We start from the raw sequence: 13,968 nt of genomic DNA, 5'->3' as shown, positions 1-13,968 counted from the left end.
GACTACTTATAATTTGGGGTAACTAACAACGCTTGCTCTGTAGGAAGAGTAATATTTTCTTTTAACTTCCAACTGCCATCTACAGGCTCTATAAATACAGAGTAAGCACCTGGTGTGTAGTTATCGAGTAGGGCTGTAAATTCTTTATTTGCATTAGGGGTAAGCGTTGCTTCAAAGTCATGCGCTTTAATAGTGCGATGATAAAAAGACAGTTTTAAAGCGTGTACGTTACTGTAATCGCCTTTGGTAAAGGCAAAGCTGGCACGTTCGTTTGTAACATTAAGCTTGCCATGTAAAAACAGGGCTTTGGCTTTTTCAAACTTAGTAAGCTCTAAGTTTATTGCTTTACCTTTTTTATAGTAATCATCAACTACCATATCTGGGCCATTCCCCACGGCAGTAATAATTAAGGTTATGCACCCAATAATGGCCGCTAGCGGAAAAAACATTAAAAACCAAGGCCAAAAATTTTTATACCACGAAGTAGGTTGCATAGTTGCTCTAAAATTAGTTTAGGTGGTGCTATTTTATAGCAAATATTGGTAAAAGACTAAAAAAAAGCCTCCGACAGGAGGCTTTTTTGATCTGGATTAATCTATTGAAATAATAAGATTAATTAATGGTTAACTCCGTGTTTATTTATCTTGCGATAAACTGTAAACGTAGGCAGTTAACAGGTGAATTTTGTCTTCACCTAAAATATCTTTCCATGCTGGCATTACACCGGCGCGGCCATGGTTAAGTGTTTCTTCAACTGCGCGTTGAGAGCCACCGTACAACCAAATGTTATCCGTTAGGTTAGGCGCACCAAACGGTAAGTTATGTGCTACAGAACCCTTACCATCAGCACCGTGACACGCGGCACACATTGCAAACTTGGCGGCACCTGCGGCTGCATCTTTTTGGTTAACAGTACGACCAGATAAGCTAAGTACGTGCGCTGTCATTTCTTTAACGCCTTGCTCACCCAGTGCTGCACTCCAAGAAGGCATCGCTGCTACACGACCATAAAGAAGCGTTTCTTTAATTTTGTCTGGTGAGCCACCGTATAACCAGTCTTTATCAGTTAGGTTAGGGAAGCCAGTTGCACCACGTGCATCTGAACCATGACATTGTGCACAGTTTTGCGAGAATAAACGCTGACCAATTTCAAGAGCTAACTGACCGTCTGTTTGTTCATGCTTTTCGCCATTTTCAAGAGCCACTTGCTGCGCTGCATCACCTTCAAATTTAGAGTTAACTAAATCTAAAACGGGTACTTGTGCAAGCTTGTTGAAAATAGGGCCAAAACGCTCTTCGGCTGCTTCGTATTCTTTATCAAGTTTTACATAGCGGCCTTCTTCTTTTGCTTTAGCCGTGGCTTCTTTAGATTCAGCTAAAGAGGTAATACCTTGGTTAGAGCTTGTCCATTTACCTAAGCCTTCCCAATTACCTAAACCTGGGTAAGCAGCTAAGTAATATACCGACCAAATAAATGTTGCAAAAAACATGTACGTCCACCATTTTGGTAGTGGATTATTTAGTTCGGTAATGCCGTCATATTCGTGTCCGCAGTCTTCACCTTCTTTTACGCCTGCATAGTTTTTAAGGTTCCAAACTAATAGGCTAAAAATGATGATTAAGCAGGCTAGGGTTAATACAATAACCCAAATACTCCAAAAGCTAGTCATTTTTCAGACTCCTTTTCCTCGTTAGAGAGTGTGTTGTTATGTTTTTTTTCATCTTCAAAAATGGCATTAGCAGCGTCATCAAAACGGTTTTTGCTACGCTTGCTGTATGCCCATACAACAATCACAATAAACAATACTAAAATTACCAGAGTCAAAATGCCTCTGTATGTTCCGTAATCCATAATAATTACTTCAAGTGAGTGCCAAGTTGCTGTAAATACGCGATTAGGGCTTGCATTTCAGTTGCGCCTTCGCCGTTATTCATAGCGTTAACTTTATCAACATCTGCTTGTAGCTCTTCGTCGCTGCCATAACCTAAACCCGGGTGTTTAGGGTTTTCTGGGTTAATAGCAAAAGTATCACGGAAAATTTGTAGCTTTTTCAGAGTTAGGCTGGTGTCCACCTTTGTCTCTGCTAACCAAGGAAAGCCTGGCATGTTCGACTCAGGAACCACGGCACGTGGGTCAACTAAGTGTGCATAATGCCAATCGTCCGAGTAACGGTTACCTACACGAGCAAGGTCAGGACCAGTACGTTTTGAGCCCCATTGGAAAGGGTGATCCCATACTGATTCGCCCGCTACAGAGTAGTGACCGTAACGCTCAACTTCATCGCGAAAAGGACGAATCATTTGTGAGTGACAGTTGTAACAACCTTCACGTACATAAATGTCACGGCCTTCCATTTCAAGCGCGTTAAGTGGGCGTAAACCTTCAACAGGTTTGGTTGTATCGTCTTGGAACATTAGCGGAGTAATTTCAACTAACGCACCAAAACTAATAGCAAAAACAGTCAAGATAGCCATTAGGCCAACGTTCTTTTCTACTATTTCATGTTTGTTTTGTGAATTTTTATTGCTCATCATCTCACTCCGTTATGCTAATTGTGCTTGCGCGTCTAACTTCAGAGATTCTTTCTCAGCTGAAATTGTACGCAGAACGTTGTAAGCCATAACTAACATACCTGTAACGATGAATACACCGCCTACAAAGCGCATAATATAGAATGGGTGTGATGCTTCTAAAGACTGAACAAAGCTATACATTAGTGTACCGTCAGAGTTAACTGCACGCCACATTAGGCCTTGCATAACACCTGAGATCCACATTGCAACAATGTAAAGTACAACACCTACAGTGTGTAACCAGAAGTGGGTGTTAACCAATTTAACGCTGTACATACGACCTTGTGCGAATAGCGCAGGAATAAGGTGGTAGATAGCACCAATTGAAATCATTGCAACCCAACCAAGTGCACCTGAGTGTACGTGGCCAATAGTCCAATCTGTGTAGTGAGATAATGCATTTACAGATTTAATTGCCATCATTGGGCCTTCAAACGTAGACATACCGTAAAAAGACAATGAAACAACTAAGAAACGCAGTACTGGGTCGGTGCGAAGCTTATGCCATGCGCCAGAAAGCGTCATAATACCGTTAATCATACCACCCCAAGATGGAACGAATAAGATAATAGACATAACCATACCTAAACTTTGCGTCCAATCAGGAAGCGCTGTGTAGTGAAGGTGGTGAGGACCAGCCCAAATGTAAAGAGAAATAAGTGCCCAAAAGTGAACAACCGATAAACGGTAAGAGTAAACAGGGCGACCTGCTTGCTTTGGTACAAAGTAGTACATCATACCTAAGAAACCAGCTGTTAGTAGGAAACCTACAGCGTTATGACCGTACCACCACTGAACCATAGCATCTACAGCACCCGCGTAGATTGAGTATGATTTAGTTAGCGACACAGGCACTGCCATGCTGTTTACAATGTGAAGCACTGCAACAGTAATAATAAAGCCAGCGTAAAACCAGTTTGCAACGTAAATGTGCGATACTTTACGTTTGATCAGCGTACCAAAAAATACAACTGCGTAAACTATCCATACTACCGCGATTAAAATATCAATTGGCCACTCAAGCTCTGCATATTCTTTAGAGCTAGTAATACCCAATGGGAGTGTTATTACGGCTAATACAATAACAAGCTGCCAACCCCAAAAAGAGAAAGCGGCGAGTTTGTCTGAGAAAAGGCGCGTTTGACAAGTACGTTGAACGACATAATAAGACGTCGCGAAAAGTGCACTGGTACCAAATGCGAAAATTACTGCGTTCGTATGTAACGGACGTAGTCGAGAGTATGTTAACCATGGTGTATCAAAGTTAAGTGCTGGCCAAGCTAATTGGGCAGCAATCAGAACCCCAATACTCATGCCAACGATGCCCCAAATCACTGTCATAATAGCGAATTGGCGTACAACTTTATAGTTATACTCAGTTTGTGATGCTACTGTTTGGCTCATTTTCTGGCTTCCGCTGCAATAAATGCGTTTAGAAATGAATTACCCACCGTTTAAAGTGGGGCCTACTATTTTCCTCAAGCGTATTACCTAAAACGTTCAAAGCCTGAATGCTTCAGAAAACAAACTCGAGAAACCCTTATTTTTTGCGGGTGAAATGATAAATTTTTTGGCCTAAAAAAGATAGGTCAATTACATAAAATTATGACATCAATCAAAGTTTGTGAGTTTGTTGTTTATTTTTTGATACAGATTGTACCTATATTAACCAAACATCACACTGGCTATTGTTATTTCAAAGCATGCTAATTAAGATTTGTTTTTATTTAGCGCGGGTTTGTTATGCATATATATAAATTTACTTTGTTTTTTATGCTGTTTTTTGTATTAACAGGCTGTGACAATGCCAACCAAAAAGATCAAAAAGCGCTGTTAAAAACAAATTGCGACCCAAATCAGCACTGTATTTACAAGACCGGTGTTAAAGTATGGTTAAGTGATAAAAACATTACCCCCGAAACCCCCTTTAGTATTTACCTTGATCTACCCGCCCACCTAAAAATAGATAACGCTAAGCTTGAAAGTATAACTATGTATATGGGTTTTATTCCGCAAAAGTTCACTAAAGAAGCAACTATTTATAAAAGTGACACTATGGTGGGGATATGCTCAGAGCAAAATATGTTGTGGCAACTTGTGCTTAATTTAAGCAACATTCAAACTGGCGAGTCAATCACCCATTTTTATAATTTTTACGTAACGTATTAAATAGGCATTATTTTTACACTTTTATTTTAAAGCATAGCAAGTAATGAAATACCCTATTAAATAACGTGCTTTTAGGGCTTACTTAGTTACATAACCTGTTTTATGTTGTGTAATTGTACCTGAAAAGCGAAAACCATCTCCCTAGCCTTTCATAAATCTCACTCATTTAAACAATTACGCTTGTTCCAATCAAACGTTGAAGCCTCGCTGAACAAAAATATGACCCAAAAAAGCCAAACAAATAGCTTAATCAGACTATTTAATCAGTAAATTTGCATATTTATAGTTAGTAAATTTATTACACCTTTACGGTTTTACTAATGCGCTGTGATTAATATGTTAATTTTTCTAAAAAGGGGATATTTATAGGGTGGTTACATTTAATTACAATCTGAATAACTTTGATTTCAGGTGTGTTTTTATTGGTTGGCAAGTTGATTAAGTTATTGGTTGTAAACTGTTTTTTTTAATTAACACTGAAACAACCAATAACCTTTGTACCTTTTATGGTTGTTCTTTTTTGCTGTTGTATATACATTCGCCTGCCATTAAGTTTTTGTTCAGTTAACTGAGCCTAAGTTGCCCCCCTGACTCACAATTCTTATAAAAAGTGAGCATTACCAATCAAGGTAAATTTCCAACAAGTAGGGTTTATTCATGAAAAAATCAACTCTTGGTTTAGCTGTAATCGCAGCAATCCCAATGTTCTCAAGTATGCAAGTAGTAGCGGCCGAAGATGGCGCAAACGCGATTGAAAAAATTCAAGTAACAGGTTCTCGCATTAACCGTACGGACATGGAAACGGCTAGCCCAATCACGATCATCGGTGATGATTTTATTGCTAAAAGCGGTTACACATCAGTTGCTGATGTGCTTTCAAACCAGCCATCAGCTGCTGGTATGAGCTTAGGTGGATCAAGTAATAACGGCTCAGGTGGTTCTGCTACGGTAAATTTACGTGGTATGGGTGCCCAACGTACACTAGTACTTCTAAATGGCCGCCGTATGGTTTCATCGGGTACTGGTGCTGACTCTTCTGTTGATTTAAACACCATTCCAGTAGCAATGATAAAATCAATCGAAATCTTAAAAGATGGAGCATCAGCGGTTTATGGCTCGGATGCTATTGCTGGTGTTGTAAACATCATTACAAAGAAAGATTTTGAAGGTACTGAGCTTAATGTTGAAGGTAGCAGAACTACCAAAGCAGATGGCAATAATTATGGCTTTAGCTTATTGCATGGAGTGCAGGTAGCCGATGGAAACCTAGTAGTTGGCGCTCAGTTTTCAAGCCGCGGCGAAGTAATTCAATCTGATAGAAGCTTTGTTGAGCCTGGTCAATCTTCTTTTATCCCTGAAGGGACTTTAGGTGGAAAAACTTACGAAGGAAATGGTGTTTTTGAGGATAGAACAACATCATATGATTACACTACGTCTAGTTATGCACAAACACCTAATGATTTATACAGTGTTTTTACAAGCTATGATACGGAGCTAGACTCTGACACTACATTAAATGTAGATTTAATGTATACACGTCGTGAATCTTCACAGCAATTAGCACCACAGCCTGCAAGTGTAGATCTTCAAACCGCAAATTTAGATACTGAATATACTTCTGCATTTGTTGAAGATGGTGCTTTAGCTGATACGTTAGAATACAGACGTAGAATGGTTGATGCTGGTCCTCGTATTTATGAGCAAGAAACAGATACTTACCGTGCTTCTGTAGCTTTACAAGGTACTTTAGACAACGATGCAAGCTGGGATATCAGTGCAACATATGGTCGAAATGATTCTAAAGATACGGTTCAAAACTCTATAAATGCAAGTCGTGTTGAAGAAAGTATCTACGCTAATCAAGCTTTATGGTTCAGTGGTGACTCATTAGAGCGTAGTTTCTTGACTGCAAATGACTCTATTTATACTGAGCAAAATGAGGGCGGAAATGAGCAGTTTATCCTTTCAGCTGGATACAGCAACGTAACTGAAAATGATATAGGCTATGCAATCGGTGTTGAAAATCGTTATGAAAGTGGTTTTTATACGCCTGATTTAATTACACAGCTAGGTGAGAGTACAGCAGCTCAACAAGACCCAACAGAAGGTGATTACTCTGTACAGTCAGTGTACTTTGAGACGTCTGTTCCTGTTTTAGAGAGTGTAACCTTAGAAGGTGCAGCTCGTTATGATAATTACTCTACCTTTGGTGGCGAAACAACGTGGAAATTGGGTGCTACATGGAATGTTACTGATACGTTCATGGTGCGCTCAGTACTTGCAACAGGCTTCAGAGCTCCAAATGTAGCCGAGTTATTTGGTGGTAACTCAGGATCATATGATTACCTTGCAGATCCATGGGGCAATGAGCAAGATGCTCAGATTTTGGTTAACTACACAAGTGATCCAGATCTACAGGCAGAAGAGAGCCGCTCATTTACGTTTGGTACTGTATGGGAAATAACAGATGGTTTATCAACGACTCTAGATTACTGGAAGTTTGATATTACTAATGCTATTACCCGTCTTGATGTTCAAAATGAAATGAACAACTGTTTTGCAGGTGATGCAGAGTCTTGTGCTTCAGTAAATATTACATCATCGGGCGATTTATCAGACTTAAGCTCTGCACTTACAAATGTAGGCGCACAAGAGACGTCAGGTGTTGACTGGAATATTAGCTACTCAGCCGATAATTACCGTATTAACTTAGATACGACGTACCTTATCGAATTTGAGCAAGATGATATTGACTACACAGGCACTATTGATGGTAATGTTGGTGGCTACTCTAAGATAAAGTCTAACCTTTCTGTAAGCTATGATATTACCGATGCATTTAATGTTCTTTATAATGCACGCTTTATTCGTGGAATGGATGGTGATTACTACGGTGAGTCGTTTAGCACTGATAACGTTATATACCATGATATCTCGATGAGCTATAACATCAATGATGCACTTCGTGTTACCGGTGGTATGAACAATATCTTTGATAAAGAACCAGAAGAAGTGCTAGGTGGTAATGATATGGGTACTGTCCCAGAAATTTACGATGTAGTGGGTTCTCGTGTGTTTGCTAGTGTAAACTATAAGTTTTAATTAGCACATTAATCGTATTAAGGCTCAGTGTTTACTGGGCCTTTTTTATTGAACAAAACTAAGGAGACAAGTACACTTAAATACATTATTAGAAGGAGAACTGATTGTTAAAACAAGACGAAAATTTATCTTTTGTCATAGAACCAGAGCTAACCCCTCGCTCTGAGCAACGTATCGACTTGTACTTTTCTATTCCCAACGAAATGGGTATCAACGCGCAAACCCTCAGTGAAGAGTCTTATTTTAATAACCACTTTAAATCGCACTTAGCTTATAACGCTAAAAACATACACTTACCTTTAGTGCGTAGCCGCTTTGTTAGTAAAAACAAAGGTGAGCAGCAAGATTACCGTCAAAACCTTAATTTGTACTGCTATCAGGTTCGTTTAGCGCTCGATGCTGATATTAAAGATGCGTTAAAAATTCAAGAGGTAGAGGCTTTTTACGCCCGCGCACAAGAGCTGTTTGAACAAAGTGAAGGGCTGCTAAAAAAGCTGCGCAGGTATACCCCTGATGATGAAAAGCTGGTGCCGTTTTACACCAATGCGGATAACTATTTAAGTTGGCATGTTGAGCAGTCGTTTTTAAAACTACTAGATGAAGGCCCACGCAGTAGTGACTTTGCTAAAGAGCGCAACGACTTACTGCAATTTTGTAAAAACGAAAATACATACCGGTTTGAGCAAAATTACAATTCAGAAACCACGTTGCAAGATGGGAACCGAATCACGAATAAAATGCGTCTACTGCAGCGCCTTATAGAGCACGGCGTTATTTTGCATCGCAATACGCGTTATTTAAATAGTTACTTAAAGCGTTTAGTAAAAGGCACGGTAACAGCGGTTATTATGGCATTTGTGATGGTGGTTATACTCAATGCACGTTCAACCTTTACCGAGGTTACCGCCACGCTTATTTTAATATTAGGGGTTATTTACGGGCTACGTGAAATATTTAAAGAAGACATTACGCGGGTAATTTGGCGTGCTATTGTGCGGGGGCGACCCAAATGGCGTTTTGTATTTAAAAACAGCATCACTAAAGACCGGGTGGCAAGCCAGTTTGTTTGGCTTGAATACATGCGTTTTAAAAAAATCCCCAGCGAAGTAAAAACAATATTTTCAAAACGGCGTCAGCAAAACAAATTAGCCGCGCAGTGGCTTCATTTTGCTAGTGAAACACGTGTTTCGGCAAAAGAATTTTTACCTGGCTACGACACGCTACAGCAAAGTATGCGTTTTAATTTGGCACCTTTTGCACGGTATTTAAAACGCGGCGAGGGCAAGCTGTATCATTTAGATGGCAATAAAATATCAAAGCAAGCGGTTGAAAGACGATACCAGTTAAATTTGGTGATGGTATTAAAAGACGAGGAAAGAACCTTATATCAACGTTACAAAATCACGCTTAATCGCAGTAAAATAGTTAATATTGAACTTATTTACTCTAAAAAATAAAAAGGGATAGCACGGCTATCCCTTAGAGTTATGTAAACTAAGCTAATAAAGCGCAGTGTTATTTTGTAATACCATGCTTTGAATAAATCGTTACTTTGTCTGAAACAAGTGTGATTTCGATGTTTTTAGACTCATCACCCCAAACACAGTTAGTATGCAGTGTTTTTTCTACGCAGTTATCAGCAGAGCCTAAAATCGCTTCTACCTCGGCTCTATCCATGCCAACTTCAATTTTTTCGTAGTTTTCTAGGCTTACTTTTGAACAAGCTGCCAGGCTTAGCGTTGCTGCGATGATCAGGAATTTTTTCATTGTTATGTCCTATTGATTTAGTGTTTATACTTTCGTATTTGTACAATCATGCCCATACGAGGATGGTCAAAGTAATGGATTTCACCACTAATCACACGTTTAAATTGTGAAAAGCGGGCTGATTCAATATCCCCATTAGGTAGTTTTTCGTTTACGTCAAACTCTGCCGTTATGTACAGGTAGTGGCGTAAATGTATTTTAAATAAACCATCTAACTCCCAATAGCTTAGGGGTTGATCAGAGGTATCAAACAGCTGTGGTTTACTTTGAACAAGGCTAATAAAGTCGGGGTTTGCATAATTTGGCGTGGTGTTAACATCGCGCTTTATATGCTCCCCAGAAATTAAATGTACGCTTGGCGCACGCGATTTACTTGCCCCTTCAAAGCGCCAGCCGGTATGTAGTAGCGGGGCTAAACCTTTGCGGTCAAGCTCTCGGCGTTGAGCGTTAAATTGTAATTGCTCGGGTGCCAATAGGTAGGGCTCATCCATTGTGTCTTGCGGTGGTGCCAATGGCGTAACGGGTAACTCGTCGTAACTTTGCATAAAGTCGATACTGTTATCACACACACCCGATTGTGGGTTGGCATTAACTAAAGAATCGGTAAAGGTGCGTTTTTGAAAACGACTATCGCCATCTATACACGCTTGCATTGCTTGCTCTGTGTATAAAGGAGTGAGTAACTCTAAGGTATTTTTAGCCTTAATGGCTTCGTGTTTTAAGCTAAAGTCTTCTTGTAAATAGGGTGCAGGGCGCTGTTTAAATATCAGCACTTCTACTTCAAACCAACGTTCAGCAATTGCGGTGCTGCTAAATAAGCAACATAACACGATAAGCGATTTTTTTAGCAACATTAATGGCTAACCTTTTTTTCGAAATCTGCAATCATTGCAGTGACCATTTTTAAGCGTTCACGAGGGTTTACCTCATTAATTGCAAAGCGCAATTTGTTTGCGCCATCCATTTTGTACACATGGGGTGCACTTTGTATCAAGCCTATGATGAAGCTAGGATTAACCTTGGTATTTTGGCTAAACTCAAAGTAGCCTCCTTTAGGGTTTGCCTCTATTTTTGTAATGCCTAAATCGCTGGCACGCATTTTTAGTTGCTGCAAACTGAATAGGTTTTTAGTGGCATCAGGTAATAAACCAAATCGGTCTATTAGCTCTACTTGTAATTCGTCCATATCGGCAAGGTTAGCACAACTTGCTATACGCTTGTACATACCTAAACGGGCATTAACATCATGTATGTAATCATCAGGTAATAAAGCAGGGAGTTTTAAATCAACGTCTGTTTGTTGCTGCAGCAGGTTTTCAAGCGTTGGCTCTTTACCATTTTTAAGGGCATTAACCGCTTGCTCTAGCATTTCCATATACAAGCTAAAGCCAATGGTTTGCATTTGCCCTGATTGATCATCGCCTAATAGCTCACCCGCACCCCGTATTTCTAAATCATGGGTCGCAAGGGCAAAACCTGCGCCTAAATCTTCCAACGACTCAATTGCTTGTAAGCGTTTGGTGGCATCTTTAGAAAGTGCTTTAGCATCGCCGGTTAATAAATAAGCATACGCTTGGTGGTGGCTTCGCCCAACACGCCCGCGTAATTGGTGTAACTGTGCAAGACCAAGTTTATCGGCTCTGTCCATAATAATAGTATTAGCAGTAGGCACATCAATACCGGTTTCGATAATGGTGGTACATACCAGTACATTATATTTTTGATGGTAAAAGTCAGTCATTATTTGCTCAAGCTCTTGCTCGCGCATTTGCCCGTGCGCAGAGGTAACACTGGCCTCTGGCACCCATTCGCTAATTTCTTGCGATACGCGCTCAATGGTTTCTACATTGTTATGTAAAAAGTACACTTGGCCGCCGCGTTTAATTTCACGCAGAATGGCTTCGCGTATTAAGTCGCTGTCGCGTTGGCGTACAAAGGTTTTAACCGCTAAACGCTTAGCCGGTGGGGTGGCAATAATAGATAAATCACGCATGCCGCTCATTGCCATGTTTAACGTACGCGGAATAGGCGTGGCGGTAAGCGTTAAAATATCTACATCAGCGCGCAATGATTTTATTTTTTCTTTTTGGCGCACGCCAAAGCGATGTTCTTCATCAACAATCAGTAAACCTAAGTCGTTAAACTTAATATCTTGCTGTATGAGTTTATGGGTACCAATTACGATATCGAGCTTACCGTCGGCCATTTTTTCGAGCGTGTCTTTTTGCTCTTTAGTTGAATTAAAACGCGAAAGTACACCCACCTCGATAGGAAAATCGGCAAAGCGGTCTTTAAAGTTTTCATAGTGTTGCTGAGCAAGCAGGGTTGTAGGTACTAACACGGCTACTTGTTTATTATCGTTAACCGCTACAAATGCGGCGCGCATAGCCACTTCTGTTTTACCAAAGCCTACATCGCCACAAACTAAACGGTCCATAGCGAGCTTAGATTGCATATCGCCAAGCATGGCTTCGATTGCGTTACGTTGATCGTCCGTTTCTTCAAACGGGAAGCTGTCGCTAAATTGGCGGTAGCTTTGGCTATCAAGTGCAAATTTATTACCAGGCTTTGCTTGGCGCTGTGCGTAAATATCTAATAGCTCTGCGGCTACGTCACGTACTTTTTCAGCAGCGCGTTTTTTAGCTTTTTCCCACGCATCTGAGCCCAGTTTATGCAGTGGGGCGCTTGCTTCTTCACCGCCAGAATAACGGCTAAGCATGTGCAATGCCGATACCGGCACATATAGCTTTGCCTCACCAGCATAGGTGATGGTAACAAACTCAGTGATTACACCGGCGGCGTCAATTGTTTGCAGGCCTTGATAGCGGCCCACGCCGTGATCGAGGTGAACAATTGGCTGGCCTTCTTTAAGCTCGGCTAAGTTACGTATGAGCGCATCTTGGCTTGCTTCGTATTTATGTTTACGGCGCCTGCGCTGCGATACTTTAATACCAAGCAGTTCTTGTTCAGTAATTATCGACAGACTCGGCTTACTGCCAAGTACTACACTTTGTTCAAGCGGGCTTACAATTAGCCCTACATCACTTTGGCTTTGGGTAAACTGAGTTAAATTTTCAAACTCTTTAAATTTTAAGCCGCTTGGTTTGAGCACACTTAATAATGATTCGCGTCGGCCATCAGATTCAACACTGAGTAATATGCGGCTTTTTTTCTTTTTTTGCGCTGCAACATATTCTATAAATGCGCCATAGGGTTCGTGTTGTTTGTGATCGATTCTTACCGCTGGCAGCTCGCTTACATTTAAGTTTTTGTTGCCCGCTTTAGTAGGCAACTTAGCTTGCGATAAGCGTATTCGCGCAAACTCACCTAAATTAGAAAACAACTCATTAATAGGCTGATATAACTCGCTGGGCGCAAGCAGTGGACGTAGGGGATCGACTTTACGGTTTTCATAGCGCACGTTTACATCGTGCCAAAAGGTCTCTGCGGCGTGTTCTAAATCACCAAGTTGCATAACCGTGGTGGTGTTTGGCAAGTAATCAAAAATGGTTGCAAGCTTTTCAAAAAACAACGGCATGTAGTATTCAATGCCGGCAGGCCACGTACCTTTGCTTACTTGCATATAAACAGAGTCTTGCTCTGAGCTGGCACCAAATTTATCGCGATAATTTATTCTAAAACGCTCAACATCTGACTCGTTGGTTGGAAATTCATGCGCAGGCAATAACTCAATTTTATCTACCTTTTCATCTGAGCGCTGAGTTTCCACATCAAATAAACGAATTGAGTCTATTTCATCATCAAAAAAGTCGAGTCTAAAAGGATGGACACTGCCCATCGGGTACAAATCAACAATGGAGCCACGTATTGCGTATTCACCGTGTTCCATTACCTGCTGTACATTTAAATACCCTGCTTGTTCTAAATTACTGCGCAGGTGATGGGTGTCGAGCTTATCGCCTACTTTAAAATTAAGGGTCGAGCCATAAATAAACGACGCGGGCGCAGTGCGTAACATTAAGGTAGACACAGGCACTATCAGTACGCTTTGCTGCTCGTTTTTTAATGTGTTTAACGTGGCTAAGCGTGCTGAAATAATATCTTGGTGCGGAGAAAAGTGGTCATAAGGTAAGGTTTCCCAATCAGGAAATACCATTACTGGGTTGTCTGGCAATAGGTATTCGAGCTCTGTTTCAAGTCGCAATGCGCTTGGCGTATCTGGTGTAACTATAAGCACTAAATCGTTTTGCTGTTTTACACCTTCTGCAATGGCTATACTTAATGCACTACCAGTTAGCTGCCCCCATTGAATTTTATCTTTTTGAGATTTTACCCACGGCAAGGCTGCCCATTGCTCAAACGCCATTTAGTGCTCCATTTTTTAGCTGGCGCTTG

General features: G+C 40.7%; 11 protein-coding genes. 3 read left to right on the top strand and 8 right to left on the bottom strand.

What is annotated here, in order from left to right:
• Positions 1-2: 2 nt before the first annotated feature.
• The 5 genes from AN391_RS12295 to ccoN all read right to left on the bottom strand — a co-directional run bounded on the left by AN391_RS12295 (position 3) and on the right by ccoN (position 3,978).
• Entirely contained in the window at positions 3-494 is a 492-nt protein-coding gene (locus AN391_RS12295) for a FixH family protein (RefSeq protein ID WP_055015667.1), read from the bottom strand.
• A gap of 141 nt (positions 495-635) precedes the next feature.
• Positions 636-1,670 (bottom strand): cytochrome-c oxidase, cbb3-type subunit III, encoded by a 1,035-nt coding sequence (gene ccoP / locus AN391_RS12290; RefSeq protein ID WP_055015666.1) that lies wholly within the window; start codon positions 1,668-1,670, stop codon positions 636-638.
• On the bottom strand, positions 1,667-1,852 hold the full coding sequence (locus tag AN391_RS12285; protein ID WP_004588824.1) for a CcoQ/FixQ family Cbb3-type cytochrome c oxidase assembly chaperone: 186 nt from the start codon (positions 1,850-1,852) through the stop codon (positions 1,667-1,669). The genes ccoP and AN391_RS12285 overlap by 4 nt, the downstream gene beginning before the upstream one ends.
• A 5-nt stretch (positions 1,853-1,857) precedes the next feature.
• Positions 1,858-2,532: a cytochrome-c oxidase, cbb3-type subunit II gene (ccoO, locus tag AN391_RS12280; protein WP_004588825.1), complete on the bottom strand. Its 675-nt coding sequence runs from the start codon at positions 2,530-2,532 to the stop codon at positions 1,858-1,860.
• Positions 2,533-2,544: 12 nt separating this feature from the next.
• A complete protein-coding gene (gene ccoN / locus AN391_RS12275) occupies positions 2,545-3,978 on the bottom strand; it encodes a cytochrome-c oxidase, cbb3-type subunit I (protein WP_004588826.1) in 1,434 nt (477 codons plus the stop codon).
• Positions 3,979-4,317: 339 nt separating this feature from the next.
• Here ccoN and AN391_RS12270 point away from each other — a divergent pair, with 339 nt between their 5' ends.
• The 3 genes from AN391_RS12270 to AN391_RS12260 all read left to right on the top strand — a co-directional run bounded on the left by AN391_RS12270 (position 4,318) and on the right by AN391_RS12260 (position 9,302).
• Complete coding sequence (locus tag AN391_RS12270) at positions 4,318-4,743, top strand: hypothetical protein (RefSeq protein WP_055015665.1); 426 nt, start codon at positions 4,318-4,320, stop codon at positions 4,741-4,743.
• Positions 4,744-5,400: 657 nt separating this feature from the next.
• Positions 5,401-7,845: a TonB-dependent receptor gene (locus tag AN391_RS12265; protein WP_055015664.1), complete on the top strand. Its 2,445-nt coding sequence runs from the start codon at positions 5,401-5,403 to the stop codon at positions 7,843-7,845.
• A gap of 104 nt (positions 7,846-7,949) precedes the next feature.
• A complete protein-coding gene (locus tag AN391_RS12260; protein ID WP_055015663.1) occupies positions 7,950-9,302 on the top strand; it encodes a hypothetical protein in 1,353 nt (450 codons plus the stop codon).
• A gap of 58 nt (positions 9,303-9,360) precedes the next feature.
• On the opposite strand, the gene AN391_RS12255 is transcribed toward AN391_RS12260, so the two are convergent.
• From AN391_RS12255 to mfd, 3 genes are read right to left on the bottom strand one after another with little or no spacing between them, the layout of a single operon-like run.
• Positions 9,361-9,612 (bottom strand): hypothetical protein, encoded by a 252-nt coding sequence (locus tag AN391_RS12255; protein ID WP_055015662.1) that lies wholly within the window; start codon positions 9,610-9,612, stop codon positions 9,361-9,363.
• 17 nt (positions 9,613-9,629) lie between these two features.
• On the bottom strand, positions 9,630-10,466 hold the full coding sequence (locus tag AN391_RS12250) for a peptidoglycan binding protein CsiV (protein WP_055015661.1): 837 nt from the start codon (positions 10,464-10,466) through the stop codon (positions 9,630-9,632).
• On the bottom strand, positions 10,466-13,939 hold the full coding sequence (gene mfd / locus AN391_RS12245; protein WP_055015660.1) for a transcription-repair coupling factor: 3,474 nt from the start codon (positions 13,937-13,939) through the stop codon (positions 10,466-10,468). The genes AN391_RS12250 and mfd overlap by 1 nt, the downstream gene beginning before the upstream one ends.
• Between the last annotated feature and the right edge of the window lie 29 nt (positions 13,940-13,968).

The organism is Pseudoalteromonas sp. P1-13-1a (assembly GCF_001401875.1).
Lineage (GTDB): Bacteria > Pseudomonadota > Gammaproteobacteria > Enterobacterales > Alteromonadaceae > Pseudoalteromonas.
This window is presented reverse-complemented; position numbering and strand designations above follow the sequence as displayed.